24 protein-coding genes are annotated in these 25397 nt (G+C 58.2%); 9 read left to right on the top strand and 15 right to left on the bottom strand.

All coding sequences use genetic code 11. The features are described 5' to 3' along the window. Positions 1-61 precede the first annotated feature (61 nt). The 3 genes from ACR0AG_RS01785 to ACR0AG_RS01775 all read right to left on the bottom strand — a co-directional run bounded on the left by ACR0AG_RS01785 (position 62) and on the right by ACR0AG_RS01775 (position 3077). Positions 62-871, bottom strand: a complete 810-nt coding sequence (locus ACR0AG_RS01785) for an ATP-binding cassette domain-containing protein (RefSeq protein WP_480835819.1) — start codon at positions 869-871, stop codon at positions 62-64. Beyond that, positions 871-1941 carry an ABC transporter permease gene (locus ACR0AG_RS01780; protein WP_480835817.1) on the bottom strand — a complete coding sequence of 357 codons (1071 nt, stop codon included), beginning with the start codon at positions 1939-1941 and terminating at the stop codon, positions 871-873. Before ACR0AG_RS01780 ends, ACR0AG_RS01785 begins: the two co-directional genes overlap by 1 nt. 116 nt (positions 1942-2057) lie before the next feature. Next, positions 2058-3077, bottom strand: coding sequence for a substrate-binding domain-containing protein (locus ACR0AG_RS01775; protein ID WP_480835814.1), 1020 nt, complete (start codon positions 3075-3077; stop codon positions 2058-2060). Between the two features lie 186 nt (positions 3078-3263). Between ACR0AG_RS01775 and ACR0AG_RS01770 the strand changes: the two genes are divergently transcribed. From ACR0AG_RS01770 to ACR0AG_RS01760, 3 genes are all read left to right on the top strand, one after another. Further along, the gene (locus ACR0AG_RS01770) at positions 3264-4463 is read left to right on the top strand and encodes an ROK family transcriptional regulator (protein ID WP_480836862.1); all 1200 of its coding nucleotides are present in this window, start codon (positions 3264-3266) and stop codon (positions 4461-4463) included. Between the two features lie 241 nt (positions 4464-4704). Continuing rightward, entirely contained in the window at positions 4705-5022 is a 318-nt protein-coding gene (locus ACR0AG_RS01765; protein WP_480835811.1) for a hypothetical protein, read from the top strand. A gap of 392 nt (positions 5023-5414) precedes the next feature. Then, positions 5415-5600, top strand: coding sequence for a hypothetical protein (locus ACR0AG_RS01760; protein WP_480835809.1), 186 nt, complete (start codon positions 5415-5417; stop codon positions 5598-5600). 55 nt (positions 5601-5655) lie between these two features. On the opposite strand, the gene ACR0AG_RS01755 is transcribed toward ACR0AG_RS01760, so the two are convergent. Further along, positions 5656-6687, bottom strand: a complete 1032-nt coding sequence (locus ACR0AG_RS01755) for an AraC family transcriptional regulator (RefSeq protein ID WP_480835807.1) — start codon at positions 6685-6687, stop codon at positions 5656-5658. Between the two features lie 194 nt (positions 6688-6881). On the opposite strand from ACR0AG_RS01755, the gene ACR0AG_RS01750 reads away from it, so the two are divergent. After that, positions 6882-8249, top strand: a complete 1368-nt coding sequence (locus ACR0AG_RS01750) for a dipeptidase (RefSeq protein WP_480835805.1) — start codon at positions 6882-6884, stop codon at positions 8247-8249. A gap of 87 nt (positions 8250-8336) precedes the next feature. Here ACR0AG_RS01750 and ACR0AG_RS01745 read toward each other — a convergent pair whose 3' ends face one another. Then, entirely contained in the window at positions 8337-8960 is a 624-nt protein-coding gene (locus ACR0AG_RS01745) for a helix-turn-helix transcriptional regulator (RefSeq protein WP_480835803.1), read from the bottom strand. A 75-nt stretch (positions 8961-9035) separates the two neighbouring features. On the opposite strand from ACR0AG_RS01745, the gene ACR0AG_RS01740 reads away from it, so the two are divergent. Together ACR0AG_RS01740 and ACR0AG_RS01735 are read left to right on the top strand one after the other, a co-directional pair. Next, a complete protein-coding gene (locus ACR0AG_RS01740; protein WP_480835801.1) occupies positions 9036-9458 on the top strand; it encodes an SRPBCC family protein in 423 nt (140 codons plus the stop codon). Continuing rightward, entirely contained in the window at positions 9451-9867 is a 417-nt protein-coding gene (locus ACR0AG_RS01735; RefSeq protein WP_480835799.1) for a DUF6855 family protein, read from the top strand. The genes ACR0AG_RS01740 and ACR0AG_RS01735 overlap by 8 nt, the downstream gene beginning before the upstream one ends. Positions 9868-9988: 121 nt before the next feature. Here the strand turns inward: ACR0AG_RS01735 and ACR0AG_RS01730 are convergent, their stop codons facing one another. Next, positions 9989-10867: a LysR family transcriptional regulator gene (locus ACR0AG_RS01730; protein ID WP_480835797.1), complete on the bottom strand. Its 879-nt coding sequence runs from the start codon at positions 10865-10867 to the stop codon at positions 9989-9991. A 93-nt stretch (positions 10868-10960) separates the two neighbouring features. Between ACR0AG_RS01730 and ACR0AG_RS01725 the strand changes: the two genes are divergently transcribed. From ACR0AG_RS01725 to ACR0AG_RS01715, 3 genes are all read left to right on the top strand, one after another. Beyond that, the gene (locus tag ACR0AG_RS01725; protein WP_480835795.1) at positions 10961-12040 is read left to right on the top strand and encodes an L-dopachrome tautomerase-related protein; all 1080 of its coding nucleotides are present in this window, start codon (positions 10961-10963) and stop codon (positions 12038-12040) included. 330 nt (positions 12041-12370) lie between these two features. Then, positions 12371-13321, top strand: a complete 951-nt coding sequence (locus tag ACR0AG_RS01720; RefSeq protein WP_480836861.1) for a GlxA family transcriptional regulator — start codon at positions 12371-12373, stop codon at positions 13319-13321. 169 nt (positions 13322-13490) lie between these two features. Then, positions 13491-15044: a trimethylamine methyltransferase family protein gene (locus tag ACR0AG_RS01715; protein WP_480835793.1), complete on the top strand. Its 1554-nt coding sequence runs from the start codon at positions 13491-13493 to the stop codon at positions 15042-15044. A gap of 33 nt (positions 15045-15077) precedes the next feature. On the opposite strand, the gene ACR0AG_RS01710 is transcribed toward ACR0AG_RS01715, so the two are convergent. From ACR0AG_RS01710 to ACR0AG_RS01670, 9 genes are all read right to left on the bottom strand, one after another. Then, complete coding sequence (locus ACR0AG_RS01710) at positions 15078-15812, bottom strand: SDR family NAD(P)-dependent oxidoreductase (RefSeq protein WP_480835791.1); 735 nt, start codon at positions 15810-15812, stop codon at positions 15078-15080. Beyond that, positions 15809-16540, bottom strand: a complete 732-nt coding sequence (locus ACR0AG_RS01705) for an SDR family NAD(P)-dependent oxidoreductase (protein WP_480835788.1) — start codon at positions 16538-16540, stop codon at positions 15809-15811. Before ACR0AG_RS01705 ends, ACR0AG_RS01710 begins: the two co-directional genes overlap by 4 nt. Before the next feature lie 3 nt (positions 16541-16543). Further along, the gene (locus ACR0AG_RS01700) at positions 16544-17668 is read right to left on the bottom strand and encodes a mandelate racemase/muconate lactonizing enzyme family protein (protein WP_480835786.1); all 1125 of its coding nucleotides are present in this window, start codon (positions 17666-17668) and stop codon (positions 16544-16546) included. Continuing rightward, on the bottom strand, positions 17665-18759 hold the full coding sequence (locus ACR0AG_RS01695) for an alcohol dehydrogenase family protein (RefSeq protein ID WP_480835783.1): 1095 nt from the start codon (positions 18757-18759) through the stop codon (positions 17665-17667). The genes ACR0AG_RS01700 and ACR0AG_RS01695 overlap by 4 nt, the downstream gene beginning before the upstream one ends. 10 nt (positions 18760-18769) lie before the next feature. Beyond that, entirely contained in the window at positions 18770-19873 is a 1104-nt protein-coding gene (locus ACR0AG_RS01690) for a mandelate racemase/muconate lactonizing enzyme family protein (RefSeq protein ID WP_480835778.1), read from the bottom strand. Next, entirely contained in the window at positions 19870-20463 is a 594-nt protein-coding gene (locus tag ACR0AG_RS01685) for a TetR/AcrR family transcriptional regulator (protein ID WP_480835776.1), read from the bottom strand. The genes ACR0AG_RS01690 and ACR0AG_RS01685 overlap by 4 nt, the downstream gene beginning before the upstream one ends. A 202-nt stretch (positions 20464-20665) precedes the next feature. After that, positions 20666-22492, bottom strand: coding sequence for a BCCT family transporter (locus tag ACR0AG_RS01680; RefSeq protein ID WP_480835772.1), 1827 nt, complete (start codon positions 22490-22492; stop codon positions 20666-20668). Between the two features lie 70 nt (positions 22493-22562). Beyond that, positions 22563-23903, bottom strand: a complete 1341-nt coding sequence (locus tag ACR0AG_RS01675) for an NAD(P)/FAD-dependent oxidoreductase (protein WP_480835769.1) — start codon at positions 23901-23903, stop codon at positions 22563-22565. Next, on the bottom strand, positions 23900-25396 hold the full coding sequence (locus ACR0AG_RS01670; protein WP_480835766.1) for an aldehyde dehydrogenase: 1497 nt from the start codon (positions 25394-25396) through the stop codon (positions 23900-23902). The genes ACR0AG_RS01675 and ACR0AG_RS01670 overlap by 4 nt, the downstream gene beginning before the upstream one ends. Between the last annotated feature and the right edge of the window lies 1 nt (position 25397).

Below are 25397 nucleotides of genomic sequence, written 5' to 3'. Positions count from 1 at the left end.
TTGTGGCTAGAATCTTCTACACAGGGCGCTGCCTGTCAAAGGACAGCGTCCCCCGGGCGGCCTAGCTTGCATTCTGGTTGAACCGTGATAAGGCGGCGTCATCTTTCGGAGGGTCTTTGGCGCCTGTCATAAACGCGACGGCATCGGACATCGTATAATCCTTGGGATCAATCGTGCAGAGTCGTTTGCCCAGCCGGTGTACGTGAATGCGGTCGGCGACCTCGAACACATGCGGCATGTTGTGGCTGATCAGGATGATCGGAATGCCACGCGCACGCACGTCCTGGATCAACTCCAGCACTTTGCGGCTTTCCTTGACTCCAAGGGCCGCAGTCGGTTCGTCCATGATAATGAACTTGGTGGCAAAGGCGGCGGCGCGGGCGACAGCTACACCCTGGCGCTGACCACCGGAAAGTGTCTCAACCGCCTGATTGATCGACTGCACGGTCATCAGCCCAAGCTCGGTCAGTTTTTCGCGGGCGAACTTCTCCATCGCGGGGCGGTCGAGTTGGCGCAGGTATTTGCCCATGAACCCCTGTTTGCGTATCTCGCGCCCCATGAACATGTTGTCGGCAATCGATAGGGCAGGGGACATGGCAAGCTGCTGATAGACGATCTCGATCCCCATGTTCCGCGCGTCAATTGGCGAGGTGAAGTTGACCTTTTTGCCTTCGATCAGGATCTCACCCTCATCCGGGATTGTGGCACCGCAGATCGCCTTGACGATGGACGACTTACCCGCGCCGTTGTCGCCGATGACGGCCAGGATTTCCCCCTGACGCAGTTCAAAGTCGGAATGGTCGATGGCGGTGACGTGGCCATAGCGCTTCACGATCCCGCGTCCCTGGACGACTGGCGTTTTGTCTGACATCAGCCCGATACCTTTCTGATCCACTGGTCAACGGCGACCGCTGCGATGATGAGAAGTCCGATCAACAGGAAGGTCCATTGCGCGTCGGCGCCCAGAAGTCTGAGCCCAAGCGTGAAAACGCCAACGATCAGCGCCCCGAAGAGGGACCCCAGAATAGATCCGCGCCCGCCGAACAAAGAGATACCCCCGATCACAACAGCGGTGATGCTTTCGATATTGGCCAACTGACCGGATGTCGGCGAAACCGACCCGATGCGCCCGATCAGGGCCCAACCCGCAAACGCACAGATCAGACCCGACAGCATGTAAACCGACATCAGCGTTCGGTGCACATTCACGCCGGATAGCTCGGCCGCCTCGGGGTCATCGCCCACTGCATAAACATGCCGCCCCCAGGCGGTGTGTTTAAGCGCATAGGCCAGTACGAAAATCAGAACGAGCATGAAGATCACACCAACCGTGAACGTCGCGCCGCCGATGCTGAACTTGGTGCCAAAGAATTGCAGGAACGGCGCATTGGCCTCGATATCCTGACTGCGAATGGTCTCGTTCGCGGAATACAGGAAGTTTGTCGCCAGAACGATCTGCCACATCCCAAGTGTGACGATGAAAGGGGGCAGCTTGACGCGGCTCACAAGCCAACCATTGAGAGCCCCGATCAGCGTTCCCATCGCCAGTCCGCACATGACGGCAATGGGCACGGGGATGCCATAGCGGAAGGTGAACTGACCCATGATGACGGATGAAAACACCATGATCGCCCCAACGCTCAGGTCGATGCCGGCGGTCAGGATGACAAGACTTTGTGCTGCGGCCACGATGCCTACGATCTGAACCTGCTGCAGGATCAGCGTCATGGCAAAGGGCGAGAAGAATTTGGACCCCAGCAGCAAACCGAAGATCACGATCGCGCCGACCAGAACGATCAGCGGCACAAAGGACGGATTGACATGCAGAAGATGCTGCAACTTTCCCAGAATACCACGCCTGTGGTCTTCAAACTCCGCCACGGTTTCCGACGTGTTGGCGGCGGTTTCGAATTTCTGGGCGTTTTGGTTTGCTTCAGACATCTCTCCCCCCTTTTCGTGGCTGGCATCATGTCCACGAATTCAGTTTACAGGAAGTTTCGGTTTTCTGGTGAAGGGATTGGTGAGGCGCAGATACACCTCACCCAAAGGGGATGTTCTTAGCCCCAGCAGAGATCAAGACCTTCTGCAACCGACAGCGACTCGACGCCATCGACCGGCTGATCGGTAATAAGCGCAACGCCCGTGTCATAGAAGTCTTTGCCAGGGGTGTTTTCGGGCTTCACGCCCTCTTCGGCCCATTTCTTCACGGCTTCGACACCCAAAGATGCCATCAGCAACGGATACTGCTGGCTGGTGGCGCCGATTACACCGGCTTCGACGTTTTGAACGCCAGGGCAGCCACCATCGACCGATACGATCAGAACGTCATTTTCACGTCCGATGGATTTCAGCGCCTCATATGCGCCCGCAGCGGCCGGTTCGTTGATGGTGTGGACAACGTTGATCGATGAATCCTTGGCCAGAAGGTTTTCCATCGCGCGGCGACCGCCTTCTTCGTTGCCGTCGGTCACGTCACTACCAACCAGACGCGCATCGGTTTCGTCGCCGATCACATTCGGGTCTGCCAGCTCTACGCCGAACCCGTCCAGGAAGCCCTGATTGCGCAGAACGTCGACAGTTGGCTGGCTGACGTTCAGATCCAGCGTCGCGATCCTGGCATCGGCAGCAGCGTCGCCCATTTTGGCCTTGGCCCATTGACCGATCAGCAACCCGGCCTTGTAGTTGTCCGTCGCGAATGTTGCATCTGCCGAGTCAATCGGGCTGAGCGGCGTATCCAGCGCAATGACCAGGACACCCGCATCCCGCGCCTGTTTAACGGCGGGAACGATCGAGCTGGTGTCAGATGCGGTCAGCAAAATACCTTTGGCACCGTCAAGGATGCAGGTTTCAATCGCCTGGACCTGAGTTTCATGGTCGCCATCAACCTTGCCGGCAAACGCCTTGAGCGTCATGCCAAGCTCTTCTGCTTTGGCAGTCGCGCCTTCCTTCATCTTGACGAAGAAGGGGTTGGTATCGGTCTTGGTGATCAGGCAGACGGTTTCACCAGCCGCTTGCGCAGAGGCTGCCGCCAGTGTCAGCGCAGTCGCGGATGCGGCAAGCTTGAGTAGATTTCTCATGTTGTCCTCCCAGAAAATTGTTGTCGCCCCGCGTAACGTCCCTGCAAGGCGCGCCTTCATCCTCCAATGAAGGTCCTGTTCAAGAAACTGTGATTCTGGCCTTGCTGTCAATAAATAAATAAAGTTTATTTATTAATTTGCCGGGACGCCTTTTCATAAGAAAATAAGGTGTTTATGTTTACTCTCATGGAGAAAGAGGCGCTCAAGATACTGACCGGTGGGGTGAGCCAAAGCGGAGTTCGCGATCACAACGAACGCCTGATTCTGACCGTATTACAACGGCATGGGTCCGCCGCAGGGGCCGAGATTGCGCGGCTGACCGGCCTGTCCCCGCAAACCGTTTCCATCATTTTGCGCAAGCTTGAAAAAGACGAGATCATCAAGCGCGGCACGCCGATGCGCGGGAAAGTCGGGAAGCCTTCGATCCCGATGGAGCTTAACCCCGAGGGCATCTTGTCGGTCGGAATGAAGATCGGACGACGCAGCGCCGATCTGCTTTTGATCGACTTCACCGGACATCCACGCCGCCAGCTTTCCACCACCTACGACTATCCGCTGCCCGAGGCCGTATTCGGGTTTCTCGAATCCGGTTTGGAAACGCTGCTGTCCTCGGAGCCTCAAAGGCTTCGCGAACGTGTCTGCGGTATCGGGATCGGTACCCCCTTCGAGCTTTGGAGGTGGCATGATCTGACCGGGCTGGCAGCCAAGAAATTCAGATCGTGGAAAAACGTGAATTTCTTTTCCGAAGTTGCCAAGTTCAGCGATCTGCCGGTTTTCGTGGTCAACGATGCAACGGCGGCGTGCCACGCAGAGCATCTTTATGGTCGTGGGGCAGAGTATCGGGATTACTTCTATTTCTTTATCGGTTCGATGATCGGCGGCGGCGTTGCGTTGAACGGCACCGTATTCGAGGGCAACCAGGGCAATGCGGGGGCTTTGGGCGCGATGCGGACGACCGGTCCTTTGGGAGAAAGTCAGCAACTGATCGATACCGCCTCGTTGTTTCTGCTGGAGGACCGGTTGATCGAATCTGGTGTCAATCCAGGGGTTCTGTGGCAAAAGCCACAAGATTGGAGCAGTATTTCGCGCTATGTCGAGCCCTGGATCGGAACCACGGCGCAGGAATTGGCCAAGGCTGCCTTGTCTATATGTGCGGTCATCGACTTTGAGGCGATTTTTATCGACGGTGCGTTCCCGCCGGAAGTGCGTGACGAACTGGTTGCCCGGGTTCGCCGCTATCTCGTCAATCAGGACAAACGGGGGTTGATCCCTCCGGTCGTCGAGGCCGCCGCAGTTGGGGAAAACGCCCGTGGTATCGGGGCAGCAAGCAGCCCGATCTTTCGCCAGTTTCTGCTGAATACCAACGCAGGGCTTTCCGGGATGTAGCCGCGATCAAGCTGCGCAGACAGGAATAAACTGCGGATTTGATTCAAACTTGATCTGGCCCTTCGCTGCACGGGCCTGATCCTAACCGGATGACACCGTTTCCGAGGGCAAAGCCGACGGGCTTCAACTTGATGTCTTTTCTCAAAAGCTTGACCTGTCTGCGCAATAAATTCGACCGGCAAATTGCCAGATTGATTGCACAGACAGAATTTCAGGAACGCCCACCGAAAGGAGCCATAAGATGAAAACCCACTTGATTGCATCCGCCACTATGTTCGCACTTGCCATCAGCGCCGGAGCGTCAACGGCGCACCCATCGCCTGGTCACAGCACATTGGGCGGAGGTGAGATTTCCCGCGCGTCCCATGTCCAGTCGGACGCATCCCGCGGTAACGTTTTGCCGGTTGCCGGGCTGGAGGGTGCGGGCCAGAACGTAAACAAGGAAAACGCCGAAGCGGCCATCAACAGAGAATTTGAACCGGGCCTGGGGTCAAATGGCGGAAGATGTTCTGAGATCCCTCCTCATGACAACCACCACAAATATTCGCCGTGTTACTGATTTCGGGAAACTGTTGCGCCCTGTCGCGTTTGATTTCCCGGATGCAGGGCCGGAATGTGCCCAAATCCAAGGAAATGTGATCCGCATCACTGACAAATAGTCCGGATCCGATAATTCTGAATACAGTTGATTGATCGCGCTTGATATTTTTCCAAAGCGTATCTTTTCACTATCCTCCCTGTGGACTGGGGCGCGCTGTAAGCTGGCGCGCCCATTTTTGTTGGCAGATCACACCTCAATGCTGTGAATATGGCCAGAATTCCGGTAAACCGGCGATTATTTGCGGTCTTTTCTCAAAATCTTGACGTGTCAGCGCAATAAACCTGCGAAGCCGAACCTTAAATTGATTGCACACAGCGTATGGAACGCCCGTTTATTTGAGGAGAGAGACGATGAAAAAGACAATCCTTACAGCCGCCACACTGGTCGCATTTGTCACAAGCGCCGGAATGTCCATGGCCGCGCCGTCAGAGGTCATCAGCCAAGAAACCTCCGAAATCTTCGATCCGGGTCTCCCGTCGAAACCTGAGGTTTCAAACTCGGACAACTGTGACTCTTGCTCAGATGCCAAGTCGTAGACCCACCAAAACGAACATTGCGGGTGATTGAACTTCGGGTCAGCCGCGAGGCATCCTAGACGGCCCGAACACGGCCAGGGGATTGGCCCGTCCAGGATTTGTAGGCATTCGTGAACGCAGCCTGATCGGAATACCCAAGCGCAAACGCAATCTCGGACAGGCTGAGCTTGGGGTCATCCAAATATTGCTCTGCCAGCCGTCGCCGAATGTCTTTCAGCAGCTGTTTATAGGTCGTGCCCTCTTTGGTCAGTTTGCGTCCAAGTGTACTGATACTCATCCCAAGCGTTTTCGCGATTTCATCTTGTGTCGGGGCGTTGAACGACAGTCGCGAAGTAATCTCGCCCTGCACCAACGCGCTTGTCTCGCCTAGTATGGGCGGCAGGTCCTTCATCAGGGTTTGCACATGTTTTTCAAGGTGCAGCAGCAGGGCCGGATCCGTGTCCTTGATCGGAATATCTTTCACGGCATTGTCAAACAGGATGCCCGGAACTCTGTGGCCCGGTTTGATGGTCACCGAAAGGGCATCCGCAATCTGCGCGTGCCTTTCACTGGTCAAACCGTGGGGGAATCGAACCTCAATGACGGGCAGGGGTGCCTCAGCCGCGATTTGCAAACTGGTCAAAAGAGCGGAAATCCGAAACTCGTTATGGGCGCCATCGGTATGCATCAACCGGGCGGCTGAATCCACCTCTAGGAACAGGCCCTGTTTGTCACCATAGAATGAAAGCTTGGCGAACCCCCGCGCCAAGCGCGCGTAGTTTACAGCTTTCTCAATCGCCTCGCCCACGGTCGGAGAGTTCAATACGACATAGCTGAGAAGGGTCGTCCGCCGGGGGTTGAACGTCTTGCCCGCCGAGATCGCAAAAAGAGGGTCACCTGTCTTTTCGATGGCAAGCTCCAATAGGCGCAGCTCATTGCGCACATCAACAAAGTCCGGTGGGGTTTCGGCAAGGTCCGCTGGCAGGTTCGCTGATTTCAGAAGCGCAACAATATCCAAGCCACGGTTGTCCAACAACTTGGCGATGTGATGCGCGCCAAATCCCGGTACATTCCAGGTATGGGTCTCCGAGTTCACGTTTTTCGTCATGCTGAGACGCCGCCCGAAAATGAAGTGCCCTGTATTTTCAGGGCGTTTTGCAGTTAGGCGATTTTAAGCAGGGTGCAAAAGCGATGCCAAGCCATCGTTTGAACCGGCGTTCCAACGCGCGAAACTTTGACCCGCAGGCTTGCAGGCCCGGTTGAGTTTCGTAAGTTAAGCGCAAACATCTGCGAGGGCATGGAATGAGTTGGGCCGAATATCTTGACACACACCAGTCGCGCTTTGTCGAAGAGTTGTGCGACTTCATCCGCATTCCGTCGGTATCGGCCAAGCCCGAAAATGTGGGCGACGTTCGAAAAGCCGGGCAGTGGGTGGTTGATCGGCTGGTCGCGGCGGGAATGGAAAACGTCCAAATGATGGACACCGCAGGCCATCCGGTGGTCTGTGCCGATTGGCTGCATGCCGGGCCCGATGCGCCCACCATTCTGATCTACGGCCACTTTGACGTTCAGCCTGCCGAACCGTTCGAGCTCTGGTCGTCACCTCCGTTCGAGCCGACGATCCGCGGGGACCGGATTTATGGGCGTGGGGCGACGGACGACAAGGGCGCAATGCTGATTCCGATCCTTGCGGCTGAGGCTTTACTGGCAGAGACCGGGAAACTGCCGGTCAACGTGCGCTTTTTCTTTGAAGGCCAGGAAGAGATCGGATCGCCCGACCTTCCGCCTTTTATCGAAGCAAATCTCGACAGGCTGCAGGCCGATATGATCTTTTCCGCCGATGGCAGTCAGTGGGATACTGAAACGCCGCAATTGGTACTGGGGTTGAAGGGGCTTACTTCGCTGGAAATTACGGTTCAGGGCGCCAAGTCCGATCTGCATTCCGGCATGCATGGCGGTGGCGTTGCAAACCCGGCAATGGCGTTGGCGCAGTTGCTGGCCAGCATGAAATCAACCGATGGGCGGATCACGGTGGACGGCTTTTACGATGATGTCGTCGCTTTGACCGATGAAGACCGCGCGGCAATTGCGCGGGTGCCCTGGGATGAGGCGGCCTATCTCGCCCAAACCGGTGCCCCGGCGACGCTGGGCGAGCCGGGATTTACAACGCGTGAAAACCTGTGGGCGCGCCCGACGCTTGAGGTTAACGGGCTGACCAGCGGCTGGCAGGGAGACGGCACAAAGACCGTGCTGCCCGCGATTGCCTCAGCCAAGATCACCTGCCGGCTGGTCGCCAATCAGAACCCCGAAAAGATTTTTGATCTGATTTCTGCTCATGTTTCGGCCCATTGCCCACAGGGCGTCACCGCCGAAGTGTCGCGCAACCCCGGGCGTGCGGACCCGTTTCTGGTCCCCGCCGGGCACAATGCCACCGCAATCGCGGGTCAGGTTCTGGAAGAAGTTTACGGAAAGCCCGCTTATAAAACCCGCGTCGGTGGCTCGATCCCAGTGATGTCGACGTTGCTGGACGAGTTGGGGTTGCACGCGGTCATGTTTGCCTTTGGTCACGAAGACGAAAACCAGCATGCCCCGGACGAGTTCTTCCGCCTGCCGACTTTCAGACGCGGCCAAACAGCTTATGCCCGCCTGATGGAACGGTTGGGAGAGTAGATGTTTGGGGCCAATCCTGTGCTTGCACCGGCTGTGTGAACCCCGGTCTGTCTAAGGTCGGGAGAGCATTCAGGGCAGGGGGCAAGGTCAGCCGGATCTGACAGGAAACCGCTTGGCCGAGATGTTCAATCTTCCCCAATCGTCCATCGGTATCGTAGCGTTTGTCAGGCCGTCCAACACATGCCAGTTCGTGTCGTCCAAAATCATCCTAAGGGGATGAATGGCCTGTTCGGTCGGCGTGGCAAAGCGCAGGCGAACAATCGTTTTGGCCTGAACGGCGTGTGACATTGCGCGGACGCGGGGATCGTCGACAATGGTGGTTCGGGAAAGTTTGAACCGATCTGCTGCCGTCTTCGCTTCGATCCGTGTCTTGTCGGGAAGGCTTTCGATCAGCTTGGCCTGCGCGCGCTTTGCCGCGTTTTCAAGGCTTAATGCCGAAATCATTGGATTGTCGGCCTGCAAAATGAGGCCCAGGGCCGTTGCCTCGTCCCGTGCCAAACCGGTCAGGCGCGTGCGGTAATTGAACCCCAACTCGATCCCACCGCCGTTGCCCTGGTGAACGATGATCGGCAAGCCTGCTTCCGTCATCGCATCCACATCACGCAGAATGGTGCGAGGGGCGACCTCTAGTTCTTCGGCAAGTTGGACCGAGGTCTGGCGGCCGCGGTTTTGCAACAGCAGCAGTATTTGCAGAAGACGGGCGGCGCGCATGGTGCTGTTCCTAACATGACATAAGATGTCATGTTACTTCGATTATCCGTTCGTCTGTCAAGGATGAGGACGGGCATGAAAACATATGAAACATCGATTGAAATCTCGGCGCCGGTGGAACGGGTATGGTCTGTGTTGACCGAAGATTTACCCCGGGATCCAGTTCCCTTTGGTATTCTTCGGATCGAAGGTGCTCTGACCGAGAAAAACCGCATCAAGCTAAGGTCCGAGGTCGATCCGAAACGGAGTTTTGGATTGACAGTGACCGAATTGCAGGCTCCGACCAAAATGGTTTGGCGCGGTGGTATGCCTTTTGGGTTGTTTACCGGCACACGGACGTTTCACCTGTCATCAACTGGCCAGGCGACCACGTTTCATATGCAGGAAGTCTTCAGCGGTGCGCTCTCGGGCGTTATCGTAAAGTCGATGCCGGACTTGTCCCCGAGCTTTGAGAAATTTGCAAATACACTGAAAGAAAAGGCTGAAGCCGATGAATGATGTCGTTTACGGATCCGGTATGCAGGACGACCCTTGGGTCCTGAAAACTCCACCGCTGAGCTCGGAATTTCAGGTCTGGAAGGATGAGGCAAATGACCCGCCTGCATTGGTTGTGCAGGTTGGGAAAACAAGGTTGTCCTATCAGTTGCGCGCACTTGAGGATGCGCATGCGATGTTGAAGGCGCATGGCGACTGGATGCCGCTTGGGAATGCGGACGAAGGTAAGCCAACAAAGCCCGGTACTCTGGAAGATTGGGCGCGGTCGGAGGCCAACCCGGTGGGCGGTTACTATGGTCTGCGCAAAGGTTATCGGGGGCGTTTTGCAAACTATGTGGGCCCGGTGCTGGAACTGTTGGGCTTGGCCGAACTGGAACACAACGCCCGCAACAACCGTATTCGGGCGCTTTAGTGGTCGTGGCGTATGGGTGGATCACAAAACGCCGGGCGCGTGAGGGCAGGCGGTGTTGATCCATGCTGCGATGCTGAAAGGTGCCCTGGGTCCAAGAGAGCACGTCAAGATCCGGGCCCTTTCACTGAAAACACTCAGACACGAACTCACCAAACAATTCTGTCTTGGACGCAGACCGGCCTTCGGGTGGATAGACAAACCAGATTGGTGCGTCCGGTGACCACAACGCTCCGGGGCAGAGTTCGACAAGGCTGCCGTTTTCAAGCTCTTCCTTGATCGCTAGCCGCGATTTGATCGCCAGACCAAGACCCTGCTTCACGGCGTCTGTCAAAGTGTCCGAGTTTGAAACAAGCACGGTGGATCGCACGCTGGCGTCCTTACGCTTTCCCTTTGAATCGGCAAACGCAATCCGTGTTTGCCAGGGCAGACAGACCCAGGGCAGTTCGACCATTTGTTGCAGGTCTTGTGGCATTCCGTGGCGGGCAAAATAGTCTGGCGAGGCGCAGATAATCCGTTGGTTCCCGCTCAGTTTACGCGCAACCAGTGCGCTGTCGGACAGGTTGCCAACGCGTATCGCGCAATCCTGACCTTCGGCAGACAGCGAAACAAACCGGTCAACCGCAAGAAAATCAAAGGTCAGCTTGGGATGTGCGCGTTGAAAGTCAGGCAGCGCCGGCAGAACATAGCGGGTCAGGATCCAAGGCGACATGGTCACCCGGATATGACCGGTCAGGCTTGCCGATCCGCTGCCTGCATCGCGTTCGGCCTGAGCGAGGTCAGACAGGATCGCCTCAGTCCGATCAAAGAATATCTGACCTTCATCTGTCAGCTTCAACATACGGCTGTTGCGATGGAACAAGGTCAGTTTCAGCGCCTGCTCAAGCTTGTTGAGCCGGTGGCTGGCGGTGGCCGGGGAAATGCCGACGCGTCGGGCACCTGCGGTGACCCCATTGACCTCGGCGATGGCGACAAACGTCTTTAGATCGTCAATCGAGTACATTTGAAAATTTCTAACGATGGTTTCGGAATTGGGCGTATTTATCTAACCTATTCGATTGAACTACTCCAGTGCCAAATCAACGGAGGAGTGCTCATGAGACATATATTCAGTGCAATCAGTGCGGTCGCGGTTTTGGCGGGCCCGGCAATGGCTGCGGACTTGGAGACCTATCTGGAGTTTCCCAAAGATATGCCGCCGGGCAATTTGGCGATCGGGCCGGACGGGCGAATGTTCATGTCAGTTCATGAATTTTACGGACCCGAATTGCGCGTGGTTGAGGTCATGCCGGACGGCAGCACCAAACCCTATCCAACCGAAACATGGGCGCGTGCCCCGGAAGATGACGGGGATGGGCTGCAGGGTGTTCTTGGCCTGCGGGTCGATCGTGAAGGTATTCTTTGGATGCTGGACGGGCAGGGCGAAACGCAGTCCGGGCGTGTGGTTGGGTGGAATACCAATACCGAAGAGCTGCACGCGATCTACTATGTCGGGCAGCCTGTTGCGCGGCCGACATCTTTCCTCAACGATCTGGCCATCGATCGCGAACATGACGCAATCTACATTTCGGACACCGGCGACGGCGTGAATTCGGCGGTGATTGTGATCGACATGGCAACCGGGCGGGCACGCCGTGTGCTTGAGGGCAGCGCGTTTACTGTTCCCGAAGACACCCCGATGATCATCGACGGGCGTGAGATCACCTTGGGTGGAAATCCCGCCAAGATCGGCATCAACCCGATCACTATCGATCCGACCAACAACTGGGTCTATTTTGCGCCGATGACGGCGACGTCGATGTATCGTGTCAGGACGGCGGATCTGCTGGATCAAAGCCTGTCCGAAGATGCGCTGGCTGCCAAAGTCGAACGGTATGGCGACAAGGTCATCTCGGACGGATCGACAATTGATGCCGAGGGCAATGTATACATCACCGCAATGACGGATAACGCAATCGGTGTCACCCGGCCCGATGGGACCTATGAGGTCCTCTATCAATCCGACGACGATCTGCCGTGGCCCGATGGATTCTCGATGGGCGTGGACGGGTATGTCTATGCCACGATCAATGAGCTTCACCGGTCTCCGGTATTGAACGGTGGCGAGGATGCGTCGATCGGTACCTACCGCATCGTGCGGTTCCCCTCGCTTGGGACTGCCATCAGCGGCAGGTAAAGGCTGATCCATCCGTTGTAAGCGGTTTGCCCAGCCTGATGACCTTGGCACGACATCCGCGCCCGACAGGAAACCACGTACCCTTTGAATAATCGGGAATGTGGTTTCCTTCGTGTCCATCAGAATGTGACACATCCTCGGAATTACGCGTAACCACGCCAGGACCCGTTCAAACGAACTGCAACGCGGTCCTTGCGTCATTGCCATTACAGACAAAAAATCAAGGAGATGTCAGAAATCTGAAGAGCGAACCGATGGTTCTGAACTTTGATCTGTGATATCGGCAAATATCTTTTTGCTACGCTAAGCTAGGCGATGACGGACGCCATGATGCCACAGGCCCAAAGGTTCGTGTTTTTTCTGACAGATGAGTTCTCTCATCTGGCGTTTTCATGTGCAGTGGAACCGTTGCGAATAGCGAACCTGATCAGCGGACAAGAGCTTTATCAGTGGTCCTTGCACTCGGAAGACGGTCAATCCGCTGTTTCGTCGAACGGCGCCAGAACCATCGTGGATGGTGATTTCGCATCGGTTGGGAAATGCCACCGGCTGTTTGTTCTGTCGGGCATCAACATGCGGAACCATGTCAGCCGGCCATTGTTGGCGGCTTTGCGAAGAGAAAGGGCAAAAGGGACAGAAATCGGCGCGTTGTGCTCGGGCGCATGGATCCTGGCCGAAGCCGGGTTTCTGGACGGGCAGAAGGCTGCCATCCATTGGGAATATCACGACAGCTTCATGGAAGAGTTTCCCAATGTAAATCTGGTGCGCAGCGTGTTTGTTCCCGATGAAAAGCACGTTACAGCCTCCGGTGGCACCGCGACGGCTGATCTGATGCTGCATCTGATCGAGGCGGATCATGGCGAGGATCTGGCGCTCGACGTGGCGGATCAGATGGTTTACGTGGCCGTCAGAAATGCCACCGCGGAACAGCGTGTGTCGTTGCAGTCCAGAAACGGAATGCGCAACAAACATCTGATCGGTGCCATTCGCATCATGCGCGACCAGATTGACGAGCCCATTTCGCCCTCAACAATTGCGACCGAACTTGGAATTTCGACCCGTCAGCTGGAACGGTTATTTGGAAAATACCTGAATTCCACTCCAAAGAGATACTATGTCGAAATGCGCCTTGACCGCGCCAGAACGCTTCTGTTGCAAACCGAGGATTCTGTGACAGACATCGCGATGGCCTGTGGATACGAAAGCCCCGGGCATTTTTCCAAAGTCTATCGCGCGCATTTCGGTGTCTCGCCACACGCGCAGCGGAACAAAATCAGCTAGTTGTCACGCTGGGTGGGATAACTCGTGTCACGCCGATGCGGCCGGGTCTTTGTGTTCTGAGCGGTATGGGCGCGGCGGGCCGATGTCGTATCTATCAAAAATCCTTCGGTAGATGGCGGGCAGAACCTTTCAAAAAATGTGATGGTTCAGAAAATTCTGGAGGTTCCCGATGACCACTGAAACCCGCATTCGTTCCCGCTCTGGCGGGCGTTCTGCTCGCCGCGCCATTCGTACAGCGCCAAAATTCGATATGCTTCCCGGACTGGTGAACAAGCTGCCAAATTGCGAGGTCATGGACCGAGAACAGGTCGAACGTATCGACGCTGCTGCGATGGACATTCTTGAAAATGTCGGTGTTCAGTTCCGTGACCCCATTGCACTGGAAGACTGGAAGAAGGCCGGGGCCAAAGTCGGTGGTGAACTGGTTTATCTGGATCGGAACATGGTGCGCGATCTGATCTCGACCATTCCGGCGCAATTTACGTACCATGCGCGCGATCCGAACAAGAACGTCAAGCTGGGCGGCAAGAACGCGATATTCGTGCCGATGACAGGGGCACCGTTCCTGCGCGATCTGGAGGATGTGCGCCGCAATCCGCTGTTGGAAGATCTGGCGATGTTCCACAAGCTCAGCCACATGTTGCCCGCGCTGCACAGTTCGGCCCACCACATCGTGGAGCCCTACGATCACCCGATCAGCCAGCGCCATCTGCGCATCACCTATTCGTCGATGAAATACTCGGACAAGACGTTTATGGGTATGACGACCTCGCCCAAAAACGCCGAGGATGTGATGGATATGTGTGACATCCTGTTTGGTGAAGGGTTCATCGACGATCACCCTGTTACCACTGGTAATTGCAACGGCAACAGCCCCTTGGTCTGGGATGAAACCATGCTGGGCGCGATGCGCGCCTTCTGCCGCCGCAATCAGCCGGTTTTGTGCTCTCCCTTCGTTCTGGGTGGCGCGAACACACCCGCTTCGGTGCCCGCCACCGTGGCGCAGCTGACGGCCGAGGCGCTGTCGGCGCTGGCCTACACACAGGTGATCCGCAAAGGTTGCCCGGCGATCTGGGGGCATTATCTGTCGACCGTATCGATGAAATCCGGCGCACCGATGGCGGGCACGCCCGAGATCAGTCTGATGAACTTCATGATCGGCCAGATGGCGCGGTTTTATGACGTGCCGTGGCGGACCTCAAACACGTTGGGCGGGGCCAAGACGTTTGACGCGCAGGCCGGGTACGAATCCGCCACCACGCTGGGCGCGGTCGTTCATGCGGGCGCGAATTATATCTGGCACTCGGCGGGCTGGAACGAAGCGGGCATGCACTGTTCGGTCGCCAAGTTTGTCGTGGACGCAGAACAATGCGCCATGGCGTACCGCATGGCGGAAGGTCCCAAATGGCACGACTTTGATCAGGCTGCGGCGGCGGTTCCTGATGTGGGCCCGGGAGGCCACTATCTGGGTCATCCGCACACGCAGGACAATTTCCAGGAAGCGTTCTTCATGCCCGACCTGTTCGACAACAACTCGATCGAGCAGTGGCAGGCTGAAGGCGGTGTTGAAATCACAGAACGCGCGCTGAATTACGCCAAAAAGCTGCTGGCGGAATATCAAGAACCAAAGCTGGACGAGGCCAGGAACGAAGAATTGCTGGAATACATCGCCCGCCGCGAACGGGAAATTCCCGCGGCGGAGGAGTTGAACCAGACGTATTGAGCCCGCGTTATTGCCCAGCCCAAACGGTCAGTGTCAGGGCAGGCTAAGCTGCGCCATTCGTCCGCCGTCAACGGTATAGACCTGACCGGTGATGAACCCGCTTTCTTCGGAGGCCAGAAAAGCCACCAGCGCTGCCACTTCTTCGGGTTTGCCGGTCCGCGCGATGGGGTGGATTTTGCCGATGTCACGGCGAAACGCTTCTGGATCGGGCATTGTTTCGATAAAGTCGAGGTTCAGGTCAGTGTCAATCCACCCCGGCGCGATGGCATTGCAGCGGATGCCCTCGGGCCCGTGATCCACCGCAACAGCGCGGGTCAGCCCGTGCAACCCGGCCTTGGAGGCGCAATAGGCCGCGTGACCGGGATTGCTGCCCAGCCCTTCGATCGAACCGGTGTTTACGATGCTGCCCCGGGTCTTGCGCAAATGGGTCAGCGCGGCCTGTATCAAAAGAAACGGGGCTGTCAGGTTGACGGTCAGGGTTTTCTGCCAGTCAGCAAGGCTCATGCCCTCGACACCAGCCTCTTGCATCATTCCGGCATTGTTGACCAGCACGTCCAGACGTCCGGCCCGCGCGACGACCTCGGCCACCACCTGCGCCGGAGAGGTGGGATCGGTGAAATCGGCCGCGATCCCTTCGAAACGGTCATCCGCGCCCCGCTGCGCGGTAAAGACCCGCGCGCCTTCGTCGGTCAAGCGTACGGCGATGGCCTGCCCGATCCCCGAGCGCCCGCCGGTGACCAGTGCCACTTTGCCGTCAAACCGCTTCATGCGACCGGTTTCCCGCCGTTGACCTCGACCAGTGCGCCACACATGTACCGTGCCGCATCCGAGGCGAGGAACAGGACGACATCGGCAATGTCCTCGGGCTCGGCAATGCGGCCCAGTGGGACGGTTTTGCCCAGTTCGGCCACCGCTTTGTCGGGGTCGAAGCCACGTTTCTCAAACCCCGAGCGCAGCATGGGGGTGTTCACCTCGTTCGGACAAACTGCGTTGATGCGGATGCCCTGATGCGCGTGATCCATGCCCATGCATTCGGTCAGCGACGCAATCGCCGCCTTGGTCATGCAATAGAGCGCATGGTTCGGGCCGGGGGCTTTGCCGCCCCAGCAGGATGAGGTGTTGACGATGGCCCCTCCGCCGGTCTTGGCCATCAGCGGGATGGCCGCGCGGCAGATGCGGAACGGGGCTTCGACATTCACGCCCATCGACAGCGCCCAATCGGCATCCGAGGTCTCGGTCACAGGGCCGCGGGTGATGACGCCTGCGTTGTTGATCACTATGTCCAGACCCCCCAAAGCCTGTTGCGCTGCGGCGGCCAGATGATCGCTGTAATGCGGGTCCAGCAGGTCGCCAGGCAGGTGCACGTCGGCCTCGATCCCGTCCGTGGATCGGTCGGCAACAGCCAGTTTCGCGCCATTCTCGCGGAGCTTTTCGGCGATCACCTTGCCGATTCCACCGGCGGCGCCTGTCACAAGTGCGCATTTGTCCTGAAACATGATCTAGCTCTCCCAAATAGCGACGGCAGGGCCCAGCAACTCGCGCCTGACGGTCACGCCCAGCCCGGGCGCATCCGGAGGTGCGACGCCCCCGTCCTGAACCGGTGCATGGAACGAGCCGATCTGGTGTTCGATGATGTCGCGCGTATCCAGAACGCAGCGCAGCAGGTTGCTGGGAACCGTCGCGCCCATATGAACAATGGCGGCAAAGGCCAGGGTCGACCCGGTCGTGTCCTGAACGCTCATCGTCAGACCGGCGGCGCGGCAAATATCCCGCTGGCGGCGCGCATGGGTCAATCCACCCGCTTTGGTGATCTTCAGCCCGATCCCGTCGGCCAGATCGTTGGCCACCAAAAGGGCCACATCTTCGTCCATCTGACTCAACTCGTCCAGAATGATCGGAACGTCGGTGCGGTCCCGCAAGGACATGGTTTCCCGCCAGGTCGCACAGGGCGCTTCCAGCACAAAGTCCAGACCGGTCGGCAAGGCGCGCAACATGCGCAGGGCCGTTTCCGGCACCAGCCCGCCATTGGCGTCGACAATGAAATACTCACCGGGCTGACGGTCGGCCAGTGATGCCGCAATGCGTTCGGCATCCAGAGCTGGGCCGCCTTCGGCTTCGGATGCGCCGATCTTGACCGAGTGGCCGCGATACCCCTTGGCACGATGCTCCGCGACGCGCGCGCGCATGTCTTCGGGCGCTCCGGCATAGATTGAACTGATGGTCGGCAGGCGCCGACCCGTCGCGCCACCCAGCAGGGTACAAACCGGCAGGCCCACAGATTTGCCGAACAGATCCCAGCAGGCTGCGTCGATTGCGGCCTTGGCATGGTTGTGCCCGGTCAGCGCCTGATCCATCGCATCGTTGATGCGGTCGACCTCTCGCGGGTCGCGACCGATCAGATGAGGTGCAATCTCGGTGATCCCCGCGCGTGCTCCCAGCCCGTGCGCGGCAATGTAGTTGGGACCAAAGGGCGTGCTCTCGCCCCAACCTTCAGTGCCGTCATCTGCCGTGATGCAGACAAACGTTCCGTCAAAGCTGGTGTAGGTGCGCCCGCCAGACAGCTCATAGGACCCATGCGCATAAGGCAGGTCCACCTGAAACATCTCGATCTTGCGGATTTTCATGTTTTCACCTGCGGCGGGATCAGGACCAGCTGACCTGTATGGGACTTGCTCAGAAAATCCTCTTGCGCTGTTGCAATATCCCGCAACGGATAGGTCCCGGCGACCACCGGGCGAATTTCGCCAGCCTCGATGTATTTCACCAGATTTTCAAAGACGATGTCTTCCTGAAAGGTGCATCCGAACAGCGTGAGGTCTTTCAGATAGAGCGTGCGCACATCGATCTCGCAGATCGGACCCGCAATCGCTCCGGCGGTAGCATAGCGCCCGCCGCGCCGAAGAACCTCCAACAAGCTGGGCCATTGCGGCCCGGCCACCAGATCGACAACCAGATCGACAGAGCCTGCGCCCAATTCAGCCACCAGATCGGCGTCACGGTCCAAAAGGTGATCCGCCCCAAGGGCGCGGACGGCATCGGTCTTGGCGGCTGAACACAGCGCGATCACCTGCGCACCCCGGCGTTTGGCCAGTTGCACAGCGGCCGAGCCCACGCCGCCCGAGGCGCCCGTGATCAGAATGGTTTCGGCCCCGACACCTGCTCGATGCAGCATATTCTCGGCGGTGGAATAGGCACAGGGAATGGCGGCAAGCTCGACATCGTCCCAGTCGCAATTGACCGCCAAGGTCTCGCGCGATGGGGCGATGGTGAACTGCGCAAAGCCGCCATCACATTCGCTGCCGATGGTCCAGCATTCGTACGGACGGTAGTCGACATAGCTGCGCAGCATGTTGCGGACGATCACACGCTCTCCGATCCGGGTAGGGTTGACGCCCTCTCCAACCGCCGCGATATAGCCGCAGACATCGGCGCCCTGAATGCGCGGAAAAGACAGCGGCGTACCCGACCAGCTGGCATCATCATCGTCCACCGTTTCAAAGCCCGCCGCCCCGCCACTGTTGGTGTCGCCGGTGACCTTTTTCGAATACCAGCCAATGCGCGTGTTGATGTCGGTGTTGTTTACCCCCGCCGCAGCGACCTGGATCAGAACCTCGCCCTTTGCGGGCTGCGGCACCGGAATATCCGTGCGATATTCCAGCATCTCGATACCGCCGTGACCGACAAGGTGAACGGCGTGCATGGTCTTGGGTATCATCTGGTTCTCCTCAGAACGATGCGACGGGTTCGCCAAACAGGCTTTCATCGGGCGTTATGCCAAGGCCCGGAGCTGTTGGGCGCTGGATATGACCGTCAACAATCCGGACCCCATGTTCGGGGTCATAGTGTCCGTCGATATACGGCGCGGCCAGCCAGACCCCTTCCATCAGGGTCGGGCGCACAGTGGATGCGATTTGCGTACAGGCGGCGGCGATAATGTCGCCTCCCCAACTGTCGTCGCAGGTATGGGGCAGGTTTCGCGCCTCACAGATGTCGCGGAAAGAGCGCATGTTCTGCAGCCCTCCGATCCGCGTGACCTTCATGCCAAAACCGTCGACGAGGCCCGTTCCGGCAGCCGAAATCACCGTGTTCAGATCGACGCTGTTTTCGTCCATGTAGATCCCGTGACTGACCTGCGGACGGATCTTTTGCAGATCCTGATAGGTGTCGCAGGGCTGTTCCATGATAAAGGGGATATCGGGACATTCCCGGCTGACACGCAGCGCGTCACGCGTGGTCCAGCCCCGGTTCCCGTCCACCGCAAGACGCATGCCAGAGCCGCGGACAACCTCCCAGACTTTGCGGATGGTCTCGATATCAATCTCGACCGGTCGTCCGCCAACCTTGATTTGCAGGCGCGGGTAGCCCTCGTCCATCTTTTGCCGGGCAATCTGGGCAATTTGATCCGGCGCGCCCACGCCGGTCGCGTAGTAAGACGGGATCCGGTCGGTCAGGGCGCCCCCCAGCAGATCGGCGACACTGATGCCAAGCCTCTTGCCGATCAGGTCATGGGCCGCGATATCGATGGCCGCCTTGGCATAGTTATGCCCGTGCAACAGGCTGTTCATCTTGTGGTGCAGGGCCACGGGCCACAGATCCGCGCCGACCAGGCCCTTGGCCATCTCGGTCAAAGCGGACCTCGCGCCGCTGGCATGGGCCTCGGCATAGGTAGGTCCAACAGGGCAGGTTTCGCCCCAGCCAACCATGCCGCTTTCGTCCACCAGCTTGACCAGAGTTGTGTCCAGCGCCCAGACCTCGGCATTTGCCATGGTGTAGGGGCCGTTTTTGACAGGCAGGTCATGCGCGTAGATGTGGATTTCCTTGATCTTCACAACAATTCCTTTTCGTCGTTGGGCCGGTTGATCCGACGCTCGTGAATATTCGCCGCGTTCAGCAATGCGCGGGCGCAGCGCAGCGTGGCGTCAGACGCCTTTTCGACCCCCATCAGGCGCGCGCTTTCCGTCAACCCTTCGTGGAGTATCAACAGCGCCTCGGAAAGGGCCTGCGCATCGCAAGAGGGATCGGCCTTCAACAACCGCGTGCGAAACATCTGTCGCACATGCGATTTATGCGCCTCAACGGTGGTGCGGATCGGTTCACTTTCGGGATAGGCCGCAAGGGCATTGCGAAACAGACACCCGGTATTCGACACCTCGGACAACCAATCGGACAGGCGCGCAAGAACGTGCAAAACATGGTCTGCACCGTCCTTTTCATCCTGACCGATCCAATTGGAATAGGCCGTATCCCGGTGTCTCAGCGCGCCGATCACCATTGCCTCGCGGCTGGGGAAATACTTGTAGAGCGTGCGCAATGAGACATTGGCGCCATTGCGCAATGCTTCGACGCCCTGGGTGGCAAACCCCATTTCCGAAAACTGACGGTCAAGATTTTCGGCGATCCGAAGTTGTGTGTCATTCATGGAGAAAAGGGTAGAGCGATCATTCTACCTCGGGCGCGCCAGTTTGCGACACCGCTGTCTTTTGAACGACACGGGCAGAAGTTTCTGCAACAGACCTCGCGCCGGATCAGGCTGCGGATGTCGGACTTAGAAACTGTGCCTTCAGAAAACAAAAAAGCGCCGCCCATTTGGGCGACGCAGAGTGTTTTGGATAAGCCCCTTGTTATTCGGCGGCTTGCGTTTGATGGGTGCCGTGCTTGTCACGCATTCCGTCTCGGAACAGGGCCTTGCCGAGCGCGATGCACATCAGGCCCATCACCATGGTAAACGGTAGTGCTCCGATGATCATCGCGTTGCGCAACGCATCCAGAGGGTTGTTTTCACCCGCCGCAAGGATCAGCGCGCCGATCACCGCCGTCAGGATCAGACCCCAGATGATGCGGTGCTTGATGCCCGTTTCCTGGCTGCCACCCGACATGATCGTGTTCATCACCAGAATGCCCGAGTCCGCCGAGGTGACGAGGAAGGTCATGATCAAGATCACGCACATCACGTTCAGCATCGACAGCAGCCCGCCGTCCAGCATGAAGGACAGGGTGGTGAACAGCTTGTTGGTGTTCGATGCTCCGATGATCGCGCCACCGGCTTCACCGGCCAGTTCCAGATCGATTGCGGTGCCACCCAGTACGGTCATCCATGCAAAGCAGACCAGGGCAGGTGCGAAGACGCAGCCCAGGATGAACTCACGCACCGAACGGCCTTTGGAGATGCGCGCCAGGAACAGGCCCACAAAGGGCGAGAACGCGATCCACCAGGCCCAGTAGAACGTGGTCCAACCGGCCTGCCAACCGAACTGACGGCCTTGCTCACCGGCTGCATAGGCAGCGGCCAGCGTGGCCTCGTCCAGCTCGGCAGCGGCGCCTTCCAGACCGCTCTTGAAGCCGTCAAAGCTGCCCCAGGCGTTGGTTGCGCCACCCATCAGGGCATCGGCATGGGCCTGTGCTTCGGCGGGAAGGGCTGCGGCAAAGGCTTCTGCGGACAGCGGGCCATAGGACACAAAGCTCAGCGAGATGTAGTGAAAGATATAGTCGACCATGGCAGTACCATAGGTGGTCATGGCGAAGATGAACGATCCGAACACGACAAAGGTGGCCAGCAGGATGATCGACAGAACAAGGTTCAGGTTTGACAGGTATTTCACGCCCCTGCCAACACCAGACACAGCCGAGATGATCGACAGGCCCATGATCACGAGCAGACCGGAGATCAGGCCGACCTTCGACGGTGCCGGTACGTCGCCACCCAGATCCATGACCCACTCAACCCCAGTGATCGCATATACACCGTCGATGAACTGGCTGATGCCATAGCCGATGGTGACCGACACACCCAGGATGGTCGCAACCACACCCAGAACGTCGACCACATGGCCCAGAAAGCCGTTCATCAGCTTGCCGAACAGCGGCGTCAGCGCCGAGCGGATGGTCAGTGGCATGTTGCGCGTATAGGCGTAATAAGCCAGCGACAGGCCAGTAACCACATAGATCGCCCAGGCATGGAAGCCGTAATGCAGGTAGGTGTAGCGATAGGCCGACTGCACCGCCTCGGGTGCATTGGCTTCGACATTACCGGCGACGACCACGGGGTTTGATCCCCACAGGCCCAGAGGCTCGGCCGTGGCAAACACCATCAGGCCGACACCCAGACCGGCCCCGAACATCATCGAGAACCAGGAAAAGTTTGAAAATTCCGGCTTTTCACCCGGGGTTCCCATGACGCGCTTGCCGGTGCCGGGCAGGATGGCCACAACCGCCAGAAAGAAGAAGAACAGGCCTACAATGACGATGTAGAAGCTGTTGAACACCTCCAGAAGCTGGCCGTTCCAGCTGCCCAATGTGCCGTTGGCATTGGCCGGAAACACCAAAGCCCACAGCACCAGAGCAACCATGATACCCTTGCTGATCAGCGCAATCGGCACGCTGTTGTTTTCATAAAAACCGCTATCCGCAGTCTTTATCTCCAAATCCGTAAACGGTTCTTTTATCGACATCAGTTTCCTCCCGTGTCGTGGTTTGCCGCCATTGTCTGGCTGTTATTGTTGGCGTTATTGCAATTCCTTGCTACTCCGCTGCCGCTTTCCACTCTTTCCAACGCAAAACGGTGTTTGCACCAATTTGACGAAAAGGTTGGGGGGGCAGACGTTTGGGTGCGGCTTCGGTGCTAAAATGAGCCGAGATTTCCGAGACATGGCCGCAGGCCAGTTCAGCCGCAGCGATGCCGGTCAAGGTGCCGCGCGCGGTGCCCAGCCCGTTTTGAACGCAGCCCGTATAGACGCCGGCATCAACCTCGCGGGTGACGGAAACGCCATTGCGGCTGAGGCACAGGTGCCCGGCCCATTGATGTTCCATCTGCATCCCGGCCAATTGCGGGAACCGTTGATCGAATTTCCGCTGCATGACCCGGGCTGCGCGTTTCAGGTCGTTTTGTGTGGCTGTCATCCCGGGGCGCAGGGCCGCGCAGGTACGGGTAACAATACGGTTGCCACCCTGACCGGTATCGATACGGCGCATGGTCGTGCCCATCGGATCGGACGGGGTAACACCCCAGCGGGGTTGCCCGCCCAGTTTGGTCATCGCATTGCTGTCCAGTTCCGGGGTCATGGCGGCGAACAGAAACACCTGCATCAGCCGATCGCGTTCGATGCCAAAACTTTCCAGATGGCCGTTGACTGTCAGCACCAGTTTAGAGGTCGTAACCGAACCCTTGGCAGACTGAACCCGCCAGCCGGTCCCGTTGCGCTCAAAACGGGTCACAGGGCTGTTCTCAAAAATACGCACACCCTGACCCGCCAGACCTGCGGCCAATCCCCGAATGTATCCGGCGGGTTGCAGCATGACTGTGCCCGGCGTGTAGAGACCCGAGATATAATGGCGCGAGCCGGTCAGCTCATGCATCTGTTGGGCGTCCATCGCCTGGCTGTTTTCGCCCAGCGAGGCCAGATGCCGCGCATAGCTTTTGTTATGCGCTGCGGCGGTGTCGCTGACGGCGCCGTTGACCTTGCCGACCGGGTCAAAATAGTTCGGATCAATCTGGTATTCCTCGACCGCAGCGCGGGCGAAGCCGATGGCCTGCCGGTTCAGAGTGATCATCTTGCGGTCATGACAGCCGCCGGCATAATCGTCCGAGGCCAGATCATGGGGCAGGTCGATCATGAAACCCGAGTTGCGCCCCGCTGCGCCTTCGGCGACGCGCCCGGCCTCGATCACTACGACCTGTGCCTTGGGCTGCAATTGCGTGATACGTCGCGCGGCGCTCAGCCCGGCAAAGCCGCCGCCAATGATCACAAAATCGGAGGTCAAGTGCTCCTCCAGCACCATTGCCGGGGTCTGGGGGCCCAGAATGGTATTCCAGGCTGCCGGTCCACGGTGAACCGGCAGCGATTTTGCGGTGTACCGCGTCAACTCACGGCCTCGTCTTCGTCATCTGCCAGGTCAATCCAGATCGTTTTCAACTGAGTGTATTGATCATGGGCATGGACCGAGTTGTCTCGTCCGCCAAAACCCGACTGTTTATAGCCACCAAACGGCGTGCTGATGTCGCCTTCGCCAAAGCTGTTGACTGTGACCGTCCCGGCCCGCAGCGCGCGTGCCCCGCGAATGGCGCGTTTGGCATTGGCGGTGAAGATCGACGCGCACAGACCATATTCCGTGTCGTTGCCGACCTGAATCGCCTGATCAAAGCTGGACACTTCGATCACCGACAGAACCGGGCCAAAGATCTCTTCGCGGGCCAGCAGGGCCTTGTTATCCGCAACCTCGACCACAGTGGCCTCGACAAAGCCGTTCACTGCCTTGCCGCCGATCAGCACATTCTCGGCCTTCTCAAGATATCTGCAGACCTTGGCGAAATGTGCCTTGGACACCAGCGCGCCCATGCGGGTTTCCGGGTCCAGCGGATCGCCGATATTCCACTGTTTGGCGTGATGTGCGATGCGTTCCAGCAATTCCGCCTTCACGTCCTTATGCACAATCAGCCGGGACGAGGCCGAGCAGTTCTCGCCCATGTTCCAGAACGCGCCATTGACCAGATGCTGGGCCACGCGGTCCAGATTTTCGGCGTCATCCATGACGATGGCGGGGTTCTTGCCGCCCATCTCCAGCACCACCTCTTTGGCGTTGCTTTCTGCCGAGTAGGTCAGGAATTTTTTGCCCGTCACGGTCGAGCCGGTGAAGGACACCATGTCGATATCCATGTGGCGACCAATGGGCTCGCCCACATCGCCGCCACCGCCAGGCACGATGTTGAGAACACCGGCAGGCACACCCGCTTCCATCGCCAGTTCGGCCACGCGCAGCGCGGTCAGGGTGGTTTCCTTGGCCGGCTTGATCACCAGCGAACAGCCCGCCGCCAGCGCCGGGCCGATCTTCCAGGCCAGCATCAGCAAGGGGAAGTTCCATGGCAGCACCAGACCCACCACGCCGATCGGTTCACGGACCACCATGGCGATGTGATCGTCACTGGCCGGGGCGACTTGATCATAGATCTTGTCGATGGCTTCCGCGTGCCATTTCAGGCAATGGATGGTTTCGGGCACATCCACGGTCTCGCAATCATAGATGGTTTTGCCGCTGTCGATGCTTTCCATCACTGCCAACTCGCGGGCATTGCGAGTCATAAGTTTGCACAGCCGGATCAACACGTCCTTGCGCTCGGACGGGTGCAGTTTCGACCAGCGACCATCATCAAATGCGTCGCGCGCCTTTTCGACTGCAAAATCCACATCCTCGGACCCGCAGGCGGCAATTTCGGCCAGGGTTTCACCCGTGGCCGGGTTAATGGTGGTGAAGGTCTTGCCTGAAATCGCCGGGCGGAAACCGCTGTCGATGAAGGCGCCGGTTGGCAGGTCCAGACCTGCGGCGATGGATTTGTATTCGTCCTGTGTCAGCAGAGCCATG

The organism is Ruegeria sp. H6, assembly GCF_056532975.1.
This window is presented reverse-complemented; position numbering and strand designations above follow the sequence as displayed.